Annotated in this window: 13 protein-coding genes and 1 pseudogene; 5 read left to right on the forward strand and 9 right to left on the reverse strand. The window is 37.0% G+C overall.

Translation table 11 applies throughout. The features are described 5' to 3' along the window. Positions 1–314: 314 nt before the first annotated feature. On the forward strand, positions 315–1322 hold the full coding sequence (locus tag CYTFE_RS0104600; RefSeq protein WP_044262557.1) for an IS110 family RNA-guided transposase: 1008 nt from the start codon (positions 315–317) through the stop codon (positions 1320–1322). Positions 1323–1345: 23 nt separating this feature from the next. Then, the gene (locus CYTFE_RS0104605) at positions 1346–2077 is read left to right on the forward strand and encodes a LytR/AlgR family response regulator transcription factor (RefSeq protein ID WP_027470861.1); all 732 of its coding nucleotides are present in this window, start codon (positions 1346–1348) and stop codon (positions 2075–2077) included. 87 nt (positions 2078–2164) lie between these two features. On the opposite strand, the gene CYTFE_RS0104610 is transcribed toward CYTFE_RS0104605, so the two are convergent. From CYTFE_RS0104610 to CYTFE_RS0104655, 8 genes and pseudogenes are all read right to left on the reverse strand, one after another. Beyond that, complete coding sequence (locus CYTFE_RS0104610; RefSeq protein WP_027470862.1) at positions 2165–2473, reverse strand: hypothetical protein; 309 nt, start codon at positions 2471–2473, stop codon at positions 2165–2167. A gap of 117 nt (positions 2474–2590) precedes the next feature. Beyond that, positions 2591–3816: pseudogene (locus CYTFE_RS31025) on the reverse strand (alkaline phosphatase family protein). Between the two features lie 152 nt (positions 3817–3968). Beyond that, the gene (locus tag CYTFE_RS0104620; protein ID WP_044213034.1) at positions 3969–7238 is read right to left on the reverse strand and encodes a TonB-dependent receptor; all 3270 of its coding nucleotides are present in this window, start codon (positions 7236–7238) and stop codon (positions 3969–3971) included. Positions 7239–7547: 309 nt separating this feature from the next. Then, positions 7548–8105, reverse strand: a complete 558-nt coding sequence (locus CYTFE_RS0104630; RefSeq protein ID WP_044213037.1) for a TetR/AcrR family transcriptional regulator — start codon at positions 8103–8105, stop codon at positions 7548–7550. Between the two features lie 259 nt (positions 8106–8364). Then, entirely contained in the window at positions 8365–9651 is a 1287-nt protein-coding gene (locus CYTFE_RS0104640; RefSeq protein WP_027470865.1) for an MFS transporter, read from the reverse strand. A gap of 200 nt (positions 9652–9851) precedes the next feature. Then, positions 9852–10874, reverse strand: coding sequence for an aldose epimerase family protein (locus tag CYTFE_RS24990; protein ID WP_052342993.1), 1023 nt, complete (start codon positions 10872–10874; stop codon positions 9852–9854). A gap of 52 nt (positions 10875–10926) precedes the next feature. Beyond that, a complete protein-coding gene (gluP, locus tag CYTFE_RS0104650; RefSeq protein WP_044213040.1) occupies positions 10927–12129 on the reverse strand; it encodes a glucose/galactose MFS transporter in 1203 nt (400 codons plus the stop codon). 78 nt (positions 12130–12207) lie between these two features. Further along, on the reverse strand, positions 12208–13485 hold the full coding sequence (locus tag CYTFE_RS0104655; protein ID WP_027470867.1) for a galactokinase: 1278 nt from the start codon (positions 13483–13485) through the stop codon (positions 12208–12210). Positions 13486–13970: 485 nt separating this feature from the next. Here CYTFE_RS0104655 and CYTFE_RS0104660 point away from each other — a divergent pair, with 485 nt between their 5' ends. The 3 genes from CYTFE_RS0104660 to CYTFE_RS0104670 all read left to right on the forward strand — a co-directional run bounded on the left by CYTFE_RS0104660 (position 13971) and on the right by CYTFE_RS0104670 (position 16819). Next, complete coding sequence (locus tag CYTFE_RS0104660; protein ID WP_027470868.1) at positions 13971–14483, forward strand: YfiR family protein; 513 nt, start codon at positions 13971–13973, stop codon at positions 14481–14483. Positions 14484–14675: 192 nt separating this feature from the next. Next, the gene (locus CYTFE_RS0104665; RefSeq protein ID WP_027470869.1) at positions 14676–15140 is read left to right on the forward strand and encodes a MaoC family dehydratase; all 465 of its coding nucleotides are present in this window, start codon (positions 14676–14678) and stop codon (positions 15138–15140) included. A gap of 302 nt (positions 15141–15442) precedes the next feature. Then, positions 15443–16819 carry a S41 family peptidase gene (locus CYTFE_RS0104670; protein WP_027470870.1) on the forward strand — a complete coding sequence of 459 codons (1377 nt, stop codon included), beginning with the start codon at positions 15443–15445 and terminating at the stop codon, positions 16817–16819. Between the two features lie 175 nt (positions 16820–16994). Here the strand turns inward: CYTFE_RS0104670 and rplS are convergent, their stop codons facing one another. Further along, complete coding sequence (gene rplS, locus CYTFE_RS0104675) at positions 16995–17345, reverse strand: 50S ribosomal protein L19 (RefSeq protein ID WP_027470871.1); 351 nt, start codon at positions 17343–17345, stop codon at positions 16995–16997. Positions 17346–17482 lie beyond the last annotated feature (137 nt).

Raw genomic sequence — 17482 nt, forward strand, 5'->3', positions numbered from 1 at the left:
AAGTAGCATGAAAGCGCTGTTCTTGCACTGAAGGATGATGAATGTTGGCGAGTTCCATATGACAACTGAGAAACAAATTATAAACATATCGTTAGTTTGTGGTACGTAAAATATTATTAGAAATGAATAAGAAATAATACCCTTATATTGGTTAAAAAGCTCCATCTGCTGCGTTAACTTTATTAAACAGATAGATTGAATCTAAGTTTCATATTAAGAACAGCAGATTATTGAGTAAAAGCCAGAGAGTATTTAGGGCAGAACCCACTATCACGATGTTAGCCACTCAATACGGAGCATAAAACAAAATGTTTATGCAAGTATATGGAATTGATTTATCAATGGAAAAGTTTGATGTAAACTTTATTGACAAGAATGGAAAAGAAAAGAAGAAACAAGTGAAGAACAGACTAAGTGCCATATCAAAGTTCTTAGAGAACGTATCAGAAGATGCCGTATTGTGTGTTGAGCATACAGGTTCCTATGGAGACTTATTGGTTTATTTATGCAACCAGTTAGGAATAGATATAGCCTTGATACCGGGTTATACCATAAAGCATAGCCTAGGTATGATAAAGGGAAAGTCTGATGATATAGATGCCGCTAGAATACGAGAATATGGAGAGCGATTCTTTGATAAGTTAAAATACAAGCAGTACGATTCAGAAGAGATAGTTGAATTGAAAAGTTTGTATACACTGCGTTCTCAATTAGTGAAGGCAAGAAAGGTTTTAAGAACAGGAGAGCACGGTCGTTCCAATGTGCCCATACAAAGCGTAAGTGCACATAAATATGCAGATAAAGCTATATTCAATTTAAACAAAGAGATAGAAGAAGTAGAAAGTGAAATAGAAGCTATAATAACGGCAAACAATGAACTGAACGACAATTATGAACTAGTTGTCAGCGTAAAAGGAATAGGGCCTGTTATAGCCACGGATTTGATTATTAAAACAGGGAACTTTCTTGTGATTGACACCGCTCGAAAGGCATCTTCATATGTGGGGATTTGCCCTTTCCCCAATGCGTCAGGAAAGATGGTCGGCAAAGCAAAAATAAGCCCGTTTGGAGATCGAAAACTAAAGGCTCTCCTTTATATGGGTGCTAAGTCTGCTGTCAAGCACAATAAAGAATATAGGCTGTATTACGAAAAGAAAAAGTTAGAGGGCAAACCTCATTATTTAATTATGAATAATGTGTCAAATAAAATGTTGAGAACAATTTATAGCGTTGTAAAAAATAAAACGCCTTACAGTCAAGATTACATATGTCTTGACCCGAGAGAGAAAAATATTAATAGCTCCACTGAAATAGTGGCTTAAAAATTTGTAATTAATTAGAGTATATGAAAAAAATTAGCTGTATTGCCATCGATGATGAGCCGTTGGCCCTGGGGTTGATTGTGTCGCATATTAATAGAACACCTTTTTTAGAACTTAAAGGCCAGTTTGATAACCCTATAGATGCTATGGAATATTTGCAGAGCAATCCGGTTCAGTTAATCTATTTGGATATTCAGATGCCAGATTTTACAGGTGTTGATTTTGCACGTACTTTGGATGAAAATTGTAAGGTGATATTTACCACCGCATATGAAAAATATGCGGTAGAGGGCTTTCGGCTTCACGCATTAGGGTATCTATTGAAACCGGTGAGTTATGAGGTTTTTTTGGATGCTACCCAGCATGCACAGAAGCATTTTAATTGGATAGATCTGGCCATGCAACAGCCCGACAAACAGCTAAGGTCCGATGAGGATTATTTATTTGTGAAAGCCAATGCGCAGTTAAAACGAATAAATTACGGAGATATTCTTTATCTGGAGGGATTGAAAGATTATGTAAAACTTTATACCGAAACGGAACAAACACCCATTGTGTTTTATGCAACAATGAAATCGGTGGAACAACGCTTGCCTTCTGATCGCTTTATGCGTGTTCATCGCTCTTTTATTGTGAATCTTGAAAAAATTACCACCATTGAACGTTATCGAATTATCTTTGGTAAAGAACGCATTCCCATAAGCAAGCAATATAAAGAAGTCTTTGATGAATTTGTCAAAAAAAAGTTTCTTTAGCCTGGCAGACTATGGAAGAAGCAAAACTTTAGGGTGTTTGTATGTTTTCCTTGGAGCAAGCTTATTATTGCTGGCGCGAAGGTGTTTTTAGATGCTTACTTCATATGCTCCTTCAAAGAAACATTTGTGCTCCAAGTTAAACCGACCTTTGAATCTGCCTTTGGAATAAATGTCACTTTTTGAATGATGCTTGTTGTGTTCTATTAATTTGCAATGAAAATCTGCCACAACATTCACCGTACCATCTGCTTCGTCGCTATGATATATATAGGTTCCATATAGGTTGTGTAAATCTGAATCCAGTAATTCACAGTTTAGCTCTACACTATAGGGTACTATCTTGCCATTTAATAATTCATAAATCAATTGTTTTATATCTAACTCAATATATTCCATCTTTCTTATCAATTTTTGGGCAAAGATATTTAATTCGTGAAATTGACCTTGTTTCTTCTTTGATATTATTTGCTTTTAGGTAGCTTGTTCGCTTGGCCAGGTACCGCGTTCGTTGTCTTATTCCCGGAGCATTCCTTTTACTCTTTCAAAGTTGCCGTCATTGGGTGCCGGTTTTATGTTTAACAAGTGAGCAATCAAATTGTAAATGTCTACATTTTCAAAGGTGGGGTGAACATAGGCTTTTTTTAATGCAGGTCCCATGGCATAAAAAATGGCATGCATATCTGAATTGATTGGATCATAACCGTGGGTACCTCCGTGCCAGGCTGTAGGTAATGTATCCCACCCAATACTCCACGATGAATCGGCTACAACTACCAGGTCAGCTGCTCTTTCTACGTTATTGTAATGCCAGTGCTCGGGCCTTTCCAAGTTCTTCGTTACCTGAATGTGTGCGATATCTTTTAGTTTGTTATAGATTTTGTTGACTTTGTTTTTTTTAGGTTGTATGAAAACAACGGGATTGCCAGGTATCATATATTCCAAATTCTTTTTCTTTATATATGGTTTTAAATCCACATACCTGTCAGAACTGGTTGCTCCCATGCCATGGTCGGAAGTTACTATTAAATGAATATTGGGATAGTGGGGTAGCTTTTCTAGTCGATCAAGGAAAGTGCCTAAAAAATGATCTAATTTTTGTACCATATCATGTAGCTCCTGGCTTTGGGGACCGTATTGGTGTCCCACACCGTCAGGCTCTGGCAGGTACCACATTAATAAATGGGGCGTTGTGGAGCTGGTAGCGATAACCAAGAAATAACACTGTCTATTCTGGCTTCCCAAGGAAAGTGATGGTCATATTTTTTCCAAATAGATGGATGCATATCTTGAATGGGTGCTTCTGAACCTACCCAATAAAAACAGGCCGCCTTTACTCCTTGTTTTTCGGCGGTATTCCATATGGGTTCTCCGCCATAAAAAGCTTTATTTTCTACTGTGCTCCGGTCGGATATTTTGTAGGTAATATCTATTTTTTTGTCATAAAATGAATTGTTGACCAATCCGTGATGTCCTGGGTATAATCCGGTGGCTATGGTGTAATGGTTAGGAAAGGTTTTGCTGGGAAAAGAGGGTTGTAAAGAAATGGCCTTGGTGCCTATTTGAGCCATTCGGTCGAAGTTTGGTGTTTCGATGTCTTGTGTGTAATCCCAACGAAAACCATCCAGTGATAACACAACGACGTAAGGCTGTGCTTGATGTGAATCCTTTTGTTGCGATTGAATGGGCCAGTATATGAGTAAGTAGCAAATTAAAATAAACGCTGTTTTATAACTTTTCATGGGGGAGAAATTGATTATAATGAATGTTGTAGAAAACCTCGGTAAGGTGATAAAATTGAGTAATAAATGTTTTTAATGCAATAAGAGGACTCCCTATGAAGGGAGTCCTCTTTGTTAAATATGATATCTAATTCTATAAAAGCATGATATTCTTAAAAAATATATCGGATACCAATTTGTGCCTGCCAACGCGAGCTTTGTAATCCGCTATCATCAATACCATAGGTTTTGTCACCACTTTTGTTTATGTAGGAATAAGTAGGATTATTAGTTCCTGTTTCGTAGCCTTGGAATTCTAATAGTTGATAGGTTCCATAGTCTCCAACAGCGTAGTGCATTCTTCCCCAATCTTTATTCAACATATTTGTAAAGTTGAAGATGTCAAGCGTCAATTGAAGCTTGTTTTCACGATCTTCAGAAACTTTGAATTTAAATTCTTGCATAAATTTAAGGTCTAGCGTATGCTCAAAAGGCATGCGTTGAGCATTGCGTTCTACAACTTCTCCTCTATGATCGCTTAGGTAATCATCATTATTAATGAAGGCATTCAGATCAGCCCATTGTTGAGCCGCAGTATAGGTTTTTTTAACTTCATTCTCTGTTATCTCTACATCTACCAAGTTGATGTCAGATTGGTTTTTCGGAACATACAATAAGGTTAATTCATATCCGTCCGTGTTATCTCCTGTAACTCCTGCATACGAAGCAACACCATTATTGTAACCATAAGAATAACGGCCGCCTGATTGTCCATTATAGAACAATGAAATGGTAGAATTGGCAAAATTGCTATACTCCCATTTGTAAGATACATTGGCCATGATGCGATGCCCCAGGTCATAAGTCGAATAACCTAAATCAAGGTTGTTACGTCCATTTTGATTGGGTACACGCCATTGGGATGAGTTTTGTGATGATTGTCCATCATTCATTGATTTTGCAACACCATAGTTATATCCAACGCTGGTAAAAAGACCATTTTGCCAACTTTTATCGAACATGGTAGATAGGTTTAAACTATGTCCCTCACTGGTGTTGGTGCCTAAGTAGATTCCCGAATAGTCACCAGCAATACTGGCTTCGTTATCTAATTCATTAGAAATATCTTCCCAGATGATACGCTTATCTCCCGTTCCTGTTAATTCTTCACCACTGTCCTGTACCAAAAGGTTCTGGTAAGTTACATTGTTCACATTTTGGGTATAGGTGAAATCAAAGGTACCGTTGATGCCATAAGGAAGTTTAATGTCATAGGCCAGATTGGCTCTGAAAACCTGAGGCATTTTAAAGTCTTTGGCAAAGATATCAATCTGACCGGATGGAGCATCGATGGGCAAAGAATGCTGATTGTCCCATTGAGATTCAAAATCATATCCTCCGTATACTCTCATACCTCCAACAGTTGTTCCGTTGTTGTTATAGGCACCACCAGGCCATACGTAAGGAATGCGACTAGTAAATAGACCGGCACCACCGCGCAGTTGCATGGATTTGTCACCATGAATATCCCAGTTAAAACCTACTCTGGGTGAAATAAGAGGAGTGGCATCTGGCATTTGTCCGGTTTTTGCTCCTTCAAAATCCACATCGTAATTATTTTCTAAAAAAGGAATGACATTATTATTGAAATCATCATTCGTATTGGGATCATCCAAATACAAGGGTAAATCCATTCTGATACCTGCTGTTAATTTAAATCGGTCGTTTACTTGCCAATCGTCTTGTACATAAAAACCAAGTTGTAATACTTTAAATTCTGCTGCAGCATCGGTGTCGTCGCCTGTTACATTATCCAGTAACGAAAAACTTCTGTCGTATCGGTTGTAATTGTTAGGGTCGGTCATAAATGTATTCAGGTCGTCATAGCGGTAATATCCATAGTTCTGACGGATAAAAACGTTGAACATATCATAGTATTCGTGGTGCATACCAAGGGTAATATTATGCTGGCCTGCATAAATATTAAAGTTGTCGGTAAAGGTAAAAGTCTTTTGCGTTAGACGGTTAGCCGTAGAATATTGCTCACTACCCAAGGAAATATTTTCATCCTGTATATAGATGTATGGAAATTTAGATCCCATAGGATCGCGGTTGTCATCAACATTGGTATAAACTACTCGCATTTGGTTGGCAAACTTACTTCCGAATACACTGTTTAATTCTGCGGTGGTTGAGTTTGTAGTGGAGATAAAATCTATACCGGAATTAGAAAATCTAATGGCATTTGAGCTGGATGTTGAAGGAGAAATACTAGCCCCATTAGAGTATTGGTGGCGAATGGAAAATTTATGATTATTATTGATATTCCAATCCAGTTTAAAGAATAGTTTTTCAGCATCCAGGGTTTCTGTGGTGTTTTCATAGCTTCCTGCATCGTATCCATAGTCATTGCTAACTTTGTTTCTTAAGGCATCCACATCTGCTTTTGAAGCAGGAGTGCTTGCGTTACTAGCATAATCACTAAAGTCAAATGGTTTGGGTGTTTCGTCACGTTGGAACTCTGCGTTGGCAAAGAAAAATAATTTGTTTTTAATAATGGGTCCACCTAAAGTCACACCGTAGGTTTTGGATGTAAATTCATCTAATTTTTTCCGTTCAATTTCAGAATTATCAGTTGGTGTTTTTCCTGCCAAATTTTCATTGCGGTAGTAGCCGTAGCCTGAACCTTTAAAGCGGTTTGTACCACTTTTTGTTACGGCATTGATGCCTGCGCCTGCAAAACCACTTTGCGTTACATCATAGGGCGATAAGGATATGGTCATCTGATCAATGATGTCCATACTCATTGGGTTGATACCTATCTGTCCACCATTGGTGCCACTACTGGCTAATCCAAAGGCGTCATTTTGTAAGGCTCCATCAATCGTAAATGAATTATACTTACTACTTTGACCTGCTACTTCAATTCCACCATTCTCGTTGATTTTTGCTTGAGGTGTTAAGCGGGCAAAATCGCTTACTCCACGACTGATGGTGGGCATGGTGTTAAGACGTTCTTGAGATACGGTGGTTTTGGAACCTGTTGTATTGCCATCAAATACGCCGCTTGTTACCGCTATTACTTGAACTTCATCAAGACTGGTGGTAGAGGCAGTCAGAGGAATCTGCAATTGCATAGTCTGACCTAATGTTAAGTAGATTTCTTTTTTTACAAAGGTATGGTAGCCAATAAAAGAAGATGTGAGGGTGTACGGGCCTCCGGGTGCAAGATTAGGGAGGTGGTACAGACCTAACTCGTTTGTAATAGTAGCGTATTGGGCACCTGTTGGTTCGTGGGTTATCAATACAGTTGCTCCAGGAAGGCTTTCTTCATTGCTGAAAATCCGTCCCTTGATACCAGATGTGGTCATCTGTGCCATTGCTGATAATGGAAGGGTTAGTAGTATACCAACCACATAAAGTTTCGCGATTAAGTGTTTCATGATGAAAATGATTGAATTTAGGTTGTAATAAAAACTAGCTAATGTTATTCAAATATATGAATATTCTGGCGCAAATATCATAAAAACCGACTGACAAGTCGGTTTAATAATCATTAAGAATGCGTTATCGTAATGTTATCACGGGGATACAGCATTTAATTATTAAATGAAAAAAAACTTAAAAAAAGTAAAAATGGAAAAATGCAGTAAAATTGACAGTTTGGTTGATGGGTATAAATGGGGGTGGAGTGTTTTTTTTTATTAAAAAAAATATCACCCTATTGTTTTGAGGGGGGTGTATTAAGAATGTTATCTGGAAGCTCCGTTCCAGTATAAGTCAAAGGCCTCATCAAATTCCTGACGAAATTTTCCCATGGGATTCGGTTGTGACAAGAAATAATTGGCGGTGGACCGCGTAAATGCAAAATCAAAGAATGTAATAAGCTCAGTACTATAGTTTTTCATGACGCCCATATTTACTTTTTGCATAATGTTTTTTTGAGGACCATTCAATGTTTCCCTCAGTGAAAGGGCGTGTATTGAACTGTAAGGACTGGCTTCGAAACTGTTGATGTAGTGGAATTTACTTGGGTTCTTGATAAACCATCTTACTATCTTTGCAAATACATCCTTTGTATAGGCTAAAGGATCTTCTTCTTCAAGCATTTCTGAAACACATTCGGTCTCAATTTCAAACATCAGGGTTTTGTATATCTCAACGATTAACTGATCTTTACTTTTAAAGTGATGATAAAGAGTTCCTTTGGCAATGCCTACGCGGCTAATTAGTTCATTGGTAGAAGCAGAAAACCCCTTGGCAACAAATAGTTCCGTAGCACCGTTTATAATGACATCTTTCTTTTTCATTGTATGTTGAAGTTTTCGCTCGATAGAGGTGATGTATTTAACAAAATATTATAGAATTGATAATGTGGTAAAAATAATAATTAATGAGAGTGGTTTTGTGGATTCGGGCGAATTAACGAAAATATAACATTAGCATAAAAAATATGCATGAACCGAGTAATCTACCAGAAAATCTATGGTGTTATTTGGCTTAAACAACACTAAAAAGGCCATCTCAAAATTCTTTGGATGGCCTTTTTAGTATAATAAATTTCTATGTTTATTCCACGGGAATATCCTGGTTCACGTTTTTGCTTCCTATCAAAGAATAATAGAGCATGTAGGCTAAACCAATAAATGGTACCCAGTAAGATACCATATAGCCCATATTATCAGCTACTGCATTTTGAATTAAAGGTAAAATTCCACCACCAACTACCATCGTCATAAAAATTCCTGAAGCAGCGGCTGTAAATCTACCTAAGCCTTCCACTGCAAGGTTAAATATACCACCCCACATAACCGATGTGCATAGTCCTATTAATACAAGAAACATGGCATTAATGGGCACATTCGCTAAGCCAAAAGAAATACCACTGGTTCCGCTTTGGAATAATGGAATAGAGACGGTAGTAGATGTGGGTGAGATAATGGCCATAAAAGCTAGTATCATACCTACAGAAGAGGCTACAATTAGCATGCTTTTGCTGGATACCTTACCTCCGATAGATGCGCCAATAAAACGGCCAACTAACATTAGTAACCAGTAGGTTCCTGTAACAAAGCCGGCTGTTGTTGCATCCAAACCACCAGCTTTTGCATCTGCTAAAAATAAGTTTAAGGTGGCAGGAACACCAACTTCTATACCTACATATACCCCAATACCAATAGCTCCCAGAACAAAATGACGGAAAGACCATGCACTGTAAGCCGATTTTTCTTTGACTTCTCCATCTTTAATAATGTGAGGTTCTGGTATGTTTACAAAGTAAAGAACTAAACCCACCAAGGCAAATACGCCCATTGCAATAAACAATACTGGGTTAACATCCTTAATGGCGGTGTCTTTTGTTGCTACACCTACCAACATACCAATAAGAATAGGGGTAAGGGTCCCGGTAAGCGAGTTGAAGGTAGCACCTACTTGAATCAATTGATTGCCTTTTTTTCCAGCACCACCTAAAGTGTTAAGCATTGGATTTACCACAATGTTTAATAAACACATGGAGAAACCTGCCACGAAAGCTCCCAATAGGTACACAAAGAAACTTTCAGCTACTCCTGAGAAAAATTGGATGCCCACGCCAACAAAGCCAATGATAATAGCTAATAGGGCTGTTTTTTTATACCCGACTTTTTCCAACAGTTTACCTCCTGGTATTCCCATAAAAGCATAGGCCAGGAAGTTTGCGAAGTTACCTAACATTCCCAGAAAATTGGAAGCACCGAACTGCGACTTTACAACAACTCCCATGGGAGCTGCCAAATTGGTGACAAATGAAATCATACCAAATAGTAATATCATCATTACAATTGGTAAAAGATTGCTTTTTTTAGTAGTGTTCATTTTGTAGTTTTAAGTAGTTTATTTAATTCTAGAGGAAAATTATGCAAGTGATAAATGCTAATTTTCTATAAAGTGAGATAAAAAAGTTAAAAAAAATTCAAATAAACAAGGATAGTGCGTGTTTTCAATTTTTTTTATAATAAAAAAGGTCATCCTGACTTACAGGATGACCTTTCGTATGTAAAATATAGCTGGATATTCTATGAGAATTTGTAAACGCAGGTGTGTTTATATGTTTCACCTGGTCTTAATACAGCGTTTGGAAAATGATCCTTGTTGGGGGAATCAGGGAAGATTTGTGTTTCTAATGCCACGCCTGCCCATTTTACAATAGGAGTGCCAAGCTTTCCTGTTTCTGTTCCATCGAAATGACTTCCGGTGTAAATTTGTACGCCCGGTTGATCTGTGAATACCTCCATTTCGCGTCCGCTTTCCGAATCAGTTAATCGGGCGGCAAGTTTTAAACGGCCGTCGTAACTATTGATTACAAAGTTATGGTCAATACCATCCACTAGCTTCACTTGTGGGTCATCGCTTTTGCAAGCCTCACCAATTTTCTTGGCATCTACAAAGTCCATGGCTGTACCTTTTACCTCGGCAATCTCACCAGTTACTGTACCCAACTCAGCCGAAATAGGGGTGTATTTGTCGGCATTTAACTCAAGAACATGGTTCTCTATGGTACCTGTTCCTGCTCCTTTTAAGTTAAAGTAAGCATGGCTGGTAAGATTTATAATGGTAGGCTTTGTTGTTTCTGCAGTGTAATCAATAACGAATTCGTTGTCGTCTGTTAAACCATAGATAACACTAACTGTTAATTCTCCAGGATATTTTTGATCACCATCAGGACTTACAATAGATAATTTGTATGCTTGTGCATATTTGCTGTCGGCATATGGTTTCACATCCCACACACGATTGTTAAAGCCATCGTTACCTCCGTGTAAATGGTTAGGCTCGTTATTAATATCCAACTGGTATTTGGTTCCATCCAGTTCAAACTTACCTTCCACTATACGGTTCGCATATCGACCACAAAGTGCACCAAAATAACCATCTCCTGCTAAGGCCGCATCCACATTTTCGTAGCCTATAACCACATCGGCTATTTGCCCTTTTGCATCAGGAACTTTAATTCCAATCACTTGTCCACCTCTTCCAATAAAGGTAACTTCAATATTATTAGCGTTTTTTAGCGTAAAAACGTCAGAAGCTTTTGTCATATCTTTTTGTTTTTAATTTAAAACCTATCCAAAGATAGGCTCTCTGAAAAAATTAAGCTACTTTTTTTCTGATTTTTGATCCTGCCAAGGCAAAGTATATGATAAACGCATAGAAAACCCAAAGTACCATATAAGCGGTTGATATATTTGAGATGGCTTCGATGCTTCCCATTACATACGTCCATAGCCCTACAAAAACAACGCCTGTACATAGGATGCCAGATCCTAATTTGGCAGCACTTGGAACTACATCTTTTAATGAAAGGTCGAAGATGACAGACCACATGATAGAATGGAATAGTCCAGTGGCTAGAATTGAACCTAAGGCAACATAACCTTCCGTACTAACAGTGATTAGTATCATCAAAGCACCTAAGGCTGATGAAATAGCCAGTACCTTGTTGGGTGAGTTTTTCTTTAATATGGCGGCTCCGGCTAAACGACCAATAACAAATCCAAAGGGATAGGCCATCATCCAAAATTTAATATCCTCGGCACTCAGACCTATCTTTGTTTCCATATATCTATATAAAAACGAATTTACACCTACTTCCAATCCCATGTACATGCCTATTGCTACAAAACCCAGTACCAAGTGTGTATAACTCCATGCAGATCTTTCTTCGCCACCACCTTCTTGTGCATCATCATCAGAAATGGCAGGTAGTTTCATGAAGATAAGAAGCACTGCTGTTAATACGGCAATTCCTCCTAAAACGTAATAAGGTGGTCTGGCCAATAATGCATCGGCAACAGGATCACCACTTACCTTACTCATGATCAGTGCTGTTCCAACAAAAGGAGCAAGAACGGCTGCCGCTGAATTAACGGCCATGGCCAATGTTAAACGAGCCGATGACGTTTCAGGACTACCTAATGCAATCACATATGGATTGGCTGCTACCTGTAGAACAACAATGCCAATGGCACTTACGAAAAGAGCAAATAAGAACATGCCGAAACCAGTAGTAACCGCAGGAATAAATAAAAGGCTACCAATACCTGTAATTAATGCACCTATGATCACACTCTTTTTGTAGCCTAATTTTTTTACGACCCCTCCAACTGGAATGGATATTATATAGGCACTAAAAAATGCCGCATTTACTAACTGAGCAACTGCTGGTTTTAGATCGTATAGTTTTTGTAAAAAAGGAACTAAAATACCATTCATCCATGTCACAAATCCCAATAGGAATAGTAAAAATGACATGATAATAAATGGAACTGTATAATTCGTTTTTGAACTCCCCATGATAATTAAATTATTTTAGTTTAACATATATGTAAAAGCAGCTGAGTGATATTCTCAGCTGCTTTCTGTTTGTTTGTACTATAATTCTACGGCTACCGCACCTTTGGAACGGATAAATAACTTGTGGCAATTTCCTTTTCCGAATACTGATTCTAAAGTAGAAATGTAATTGTCTAATAAATCGTTTGGAACAAAGGCTTGTATGGTTCCGGCAAAGCCTCCTCCATGAACGCGCCACGCACCTTTACCTTTTAACACCAAGTCGCTGAGAGCTAGTGCTAATGCAACATTTTGGTATTTGGATTCGCCACCCACAAAAATATTTTGGTTGTACATGTAAGAGCTATAACCAGACTCAATTACCAAGGCTAAAAATTCATCAAATTTACCATCTTCAAGGGCTTTTACCTGATCTACTACGCGGGCATTATCTCCCTGAAAGTGTATAGAGCGAAGTAAAGCTCGGTCTCCAACTTTTTCTCTAATGGTAGGTATACCTTTTACAATATCTTCCATGCTTAATGGACGAAGGACTTCCTGGCCTAATTCCTTGGCAACGGATTTCATTTCTCCTGGGAGCGCGTTGTACTCTTCGTCAAGACCACCATGACTTCCTCCTGTGTTTGTGATTACCAATGAGTAACCTGTCTTAGCAAAATCGAAATTTAAAGCTTTTACTTTGGGATCTGCTTTGTCTTTAAAATCAATTGTGATAAATCCCCCTACTGCACAGGCAGTCTGATCCATTAAACCACAAAATTTCTTACAGGCATGTTCTGCTTTTTGTCCAATTTTGGCATTGTCAACAGGATCAAGTTTACCGTCGTTAAATAGGTTACTGAAAATTGCACCAATCAATACTTCAATGGATGCTGATGAGCTTAGGCCTGAACCTTCGGGAACACATCCATGAATCACTGCATCAAATCCTCCAATTTTTAAACCAAGTTCTTTGATGCCTGCTGCAATAGCTCTCACAAGGTTTGCTGGTGTGATTTGAAATTCTGTAATCTCTAATTCATCTAAATCAACTTCAAAAGGATCAAAGCCAATGGAAGTTATACGTACTTTATTTGTGCCGTTGGGTGCAACAATAGCTATGTTGTCAAGATTTACTGCACCTGCTAAAACGCGACCTAATTGATGGTCGGTGTGATTTCCACCTACTTCAGTTCGTCCAGGTGAACTTAGTAAGGTTACATCGTCCGAGCCATAGATGCTTTTAAATTCATTCATGTATTGGATATAACGCTCGCTTTGCTCCTTAAGAACAGTAGCGTCTGTTCCATATAATTCTTTGAAAAAAGGATTGTTTCCTCCGTTTATTTTTTCGATTAATGAACTTATTTGTGCCATAATTTCAATGTGTTATTAAAAATTTAAAATGTTTTTATCATCGTTATCGTATTCTACATGTGTTAATGGGATGTAGAAATTGTTAATTTTTATTTATGTTGTTGCAATAATAACAAAAAAAAACCATATAATACCTACCAGTCCCTACTAGTTTAGTTTTTTAACATTTTTGTGGAGCTATTTGTCTTATGTGACAGGACTGATTGTTGTGAGGTGGTCTTTGTTACTAGTTGTTTATGTTTGTATTATGAGTGAGCTGTGTTTCTAAAATTGATGAGTTATGGTATTTAATGATGGTGTGAAATGGTTCACTATTATTTTGTAATATGGTTTTGTAATATGGTCTTGTAGGGTAGCGTAAATTAAAATTTGTTAAATGGTAAACTATTTGGTCTCAGCTTCGTAATATTAAAAAAATAGCGATCAATCTTATCTGATGAAATGGTTCATCTTTGAAATGAATAGAATTTAAATAGATTATAAAAATGAAGGTTAAAAATTTATCGGTACTACTGGCTTTTGTCTTTGTCTTTAATTTTGTTGACGCACAGGTGCGAATTCAAAAGGTGGAGGCTTCTTTTATAGCTAACTTTATGAGGTATATAAAATGGCCTGGACAGGAGTCTATAAAAACAATGAAAGTAGGTGTTTTCGGGACAAACCAAGCCATATATGATGAACTTAACATAACAATTAATGGTAAAAATGTTGGTATGGCTACCATAGCGGTTGTAGAGGTGCAATCAGCAGAAGAGATGAAGGATTGTCATATTGTGTTCGTTTCGCGAGAAAAGTTGTTTAAAGCCAAAAAGGAGTTGGAGGCGCTGGGTGCCAATTCTGTTATGACAATCACGGAAGAGCAAAACTATATGCCTAAATTTGCCATGGTAAATTTTAAGGTAGTTAATAGCAAATTAACTTTTCAGTTGAATCAGGAATTGGCCAAACAAAAGAAAATCCAAGTAAGTTCTAAATTGGTTCAAATGGCTTCGAGTTAATAGTATTTTGTAGCTACCTGTTTTGTCACTGTGTTTGTTGTGATTAAATGGGTATTTGAAAAATCAATGTATGTGCTAGGCATAATCAAGGCAGATCTTCGTCTGTGCTGATTATGCTTTTTTTGTATGGGTGGCTATTTTAATAAAAAGATTATCTTTGGCTGAAATTGTAGAATAAATTATAAATTGTATATGGCGCAAATGATTATTAAAAGCTTTGAAGAACTGGAAGCTTTAAAAGGACAAGAAATAGGAAAATCAGATTATCATATAATCACACAGGAGCAGATAAACTTGTTTGCAGAAGCAACCATGGATCATCAATGGATTCATACTGATCCAGAGAAAGCAAAGAAAGAATCTCCATTTGGCAATACAATTGCACATGGGTATTTAACGGTTTCGCTATTGGCTTTTTTGTGGGAGCAAATTGTTGAGGTGCAGAATATTAAATTGCAAGTAAACTATGGAATTGAAAGTCTTAAGTTTAATCAGGCTGTTTTGGTGGACTCAAAAGTGAGATTGGTGGCTAAAGTGGTGGATGTTAAAAATCTGAGAGGAACTACCAAGGCCAATATAGGCGTGGTTATGGAAATAGAAGGAAGTAAAAAGCCTGCTTTTGAAGGGGAAATAGTATTTTTATATCATTTTAACTAACTAGTCAGCCCCCTCTTTATTATTTATTACAAACCGAAACAGTTTTGATATGAGGTAATGCTACTTTTCTTTTTTTTAATAGTAAATTATTTTAAAAACTAAAAAATGCCGTTTTGTCTTTTAGATGTTCGCGGCAATATCTCATGAATAAATTAGGTGGGTTTTTTGACCATTGTATATAGGGCTGTCTTTTTTGAGATGGCTTTTTTTGTGCTCTTGCTGAGTTAGTGTGTAAATACGGATTATTATAAATGATCTGTGATCTTTTCTGTATATAGTTTAATTCATTATTTATTGATATTATGAGGATTTTTAATTTTTTGAGGCTTATCGCTTTTTTTGTGTTCGGTTCCTTGTTACTGATGGCTTGTGAAGATACTGATAACGATACGGATATTGATCCGGAATTGTTATTGGTGAATAATTTTATATATGACAATATGAATAACTATTACTTGTGGAATACTAAAATGCCTATTTTGGATCCTAATACACAAAGTGATAGTGAAGACTTTTTTAATAAGTTGTTATATGAAAAAATTGATAAATGGTCATTTATCACTGATGATGTAGACGAATTAAATAATTATTTTGATGGTGTTAGGGTGGAAATGGGGTATTCTTTGCAAGGATATTACTTGGAAGAGGGAAGTGATCGTGTAGTCGCTTTTGTTGAATATGTTGAACCGGATGGGCCGGCTGATAAGGCTGGTCTGAAACGAGGTGATTTGATAGTGGCGATAAATGGTGGGTGGATTACTGAAGATAATTACGCGGATTTATTCTATGATGAACAACTAAATGTTGGTTTGGGAACTATTGAGAATGGCATTGTTTATGATTTAAACCCTACTGTTAATTTGGTAGCTGAAGAGTTGAATATTAATCCGGTGCTGCAAACAGAGGTGTTTGATGTGGATGGGGTAAAGATTGGATATTTAGCTTATACAAGTTTTATTAGTAAATTTGATGATCATTTAGAAGCTGTTTTTTCTGATTTTAAGAATGCGGGTGTCTCTGAGTTAATTTTAGATTTGCGATATAATGGGGGTGGATCTGTTGAATCAGCTAAACTGATGGCTAGTATGATTTGTCCGGCCTCTTGCGTGGGTAAGTTATTTTTAAGAACAGCTTATAATGAGGCCTTAGATGAAGCTATAAAAAATATGTACCCCGATACTTATACCGAGCAGTTTGAAGATTATTTCGAAAGCAATGGCAATAATTTAGATTTGAGTAATTTGTATGTTTTAACAACCAGCGGAACAGCTTCTGCCAGCGAAATGGTTATTTATAGCTTGTCTCCATATATGAATGTTGTTCAAATAGGGGAGCAATCACACGGAAAATATTATGGTTCTATAACTATTTATGATGAAGAAAAAAAGCATAGCTGGGCCATGCAGCCTATAGTTATGAGAGCGGAAAATGTGGATAATTCAATCGATTATAGTGTAGGGTTGATTCCTGATTATGAAATGAATGATAATTATGAATACGAATTAGGGGATAGTGAAGAAGTGCTTACTTCTTTTGCGATTTCTTTAATTAAGGGCTCAGGTACTCAAACAAATAAGGTTCTGAAATCAGTACAAAAAAATGCATGTATTCCTTCCGATGTGTTTAAGCAGATGGAAAATCCACTGAAGTATCAGATGTATAAGAACCTCTTGAAGTAGGGCATCTGTGTTTAGTGTCTTCGGAATGAACAGGTTGTTCTTTTGAAGGAGAAGCTATAAGGGTTAATGTTTTATGATGTGGCATCGATTTTATCGACACAGAATTATCCTATTCTTAGAAATAAAAAATCCCTCTTCAATTTTTGAAGAGGGATTTTTATTTATGAAGAGTTTCTTACATTCTTCTTTCTTTAATTCTGGCTTTTTTACCCGTAAGTCCACGCAAGTAGTAAATACGTTTTCTGCGAACTTTACCATAACGGTTTACTTCAATTGACTCGATGAAAGGTGAATTTAAAGGAAAAATTCTTTCAACCCCTTGGTTTCCTGACATTTTTCTTACAGTCATCATTTTAGCTGACCCTGCACCTTTAATCTGAATAACTACACCTTTGAAAATCTGGATACGTTCCTTATTTCCCTCTTTAATCTTATAAGATATAGAGATGGTGTCGCCTGCTCCAAAAGAAGGTCTTTCTTTTGTTTCAGTTTTAAATGCGTCTTCGGCAATTTTAATTAAATCCATTTTTTTAAAATATGATTGCATTTAACAAATACATGCAATATTACGTGAACCACCTGTTCAATAAGAGATTACATGCAGATTAATATAATCGGCCGCAAAGATAGGGTTTTTATTTTATTTGTAAAATTAAATTGGTT

The sequence above is a fragment of the Saccharicrinis fermentans DSM 9555 = JCM 21142 genome (assembly GCF_000517085.1).
GTDB classification, from domain to species: Bacteria; Bacteroidota; Bacteroidia; order Bacteroidales; family Marinilabiliaceae; genus Saccharicrinis; species Saccharicrinis fermentans.

Bases quoted from the DNA above. Each gene is read 5' to 3' on its own strand.
- CYTFE_RS0104600 (WP_044262557.1), top strand. From the start codon at position 315: ATGCAAGTATATGGAATTGATTTATCAATGGAAAAGTTTGATGTAAAC.
- CYTFE_RS0104605 (WP_027470861.1), top strand. From the start codon at position 1,346: ATGAAAAAAATTAGCTGTATTGCCATCGATGATGAGCCGTTGGCCCTG.
- CYTFE_RS0104610 (WP_027470862.1), bottom strand. From the start codon at position 2,473: ATGGAATATATTGAGTTAGATATAAAACAATTGATTTATGAATTATTA.
- CYTFE_RS0104620 (WP_044213034.1), bottom strand. From the start codon at position 7,238: ATGAAACACTTAATCGCGAAACTTTATGTGGTTGGTATACTACTAACC.
- CYTFE_RS0104630 (WP_044213037.1), bottom strand. From the start codon at position 8,105: ATGAAAAAGAAAGATGTCATTATAAACGGTGCTACGGAACTATTTGTT.
- CYTFE_RS0104640 (WP_027470865.1), bottom strand. From the start codon at position 9,651: ATGAACACTACTAAAAAAAGCAATCTTTTACCAATTGTAATGATGATA.
- CYTFE_RS24990 (WP_052342993.1), bottom strand. From the start codon at position 10,874: ATGACAAAAGCTTCTGACGTTTTTACGCTAAAAAACGCTAATAATATT.
- gluP (WP_044213040.1), bottom strand. From the start codon at position 12,129: ATGGGGAGTTCAAAAACGAATTATACAGTTCCATTTATTATCATGTCA.
- CYTFE_RS0104655 (WP_027470867.1), bottom strand. From the start codon at position 13,485: ATGGCACAAATAAGTTCATTAATCGAAAAAATAAACGGAGGAAACAAT.
- CYTFE_RS0104660 (WP_027470868.1), top strand. From the start codon at position 13,971: ATGAAGGTTAAAAATTTATCGGTACTACTGGCTTTTGTCTTTGTCTTT.
- CYTFE_RS0104665 (WP_027470869.1), top strand. From the start codon at position 14,676: ATGGCGCAAATGATTATTAAAAGCTTTGAAGAACTGGAAGCTTTAAAA.
- CYTFE_RS0104670 (WP_027470870.1), top strand. From the start codon at position 15,443: ATGAGGATTTTTAATTTTTTGAGGCTTATCGCTTTTTTTGTGTTCGGT.
- rplS (WP_027470871.1), bottom strand. From the start codon at position 17,345: ATGGATTTAATTAAAATTGCCGAAGACGCATTTAAAACTGAAACAAAA.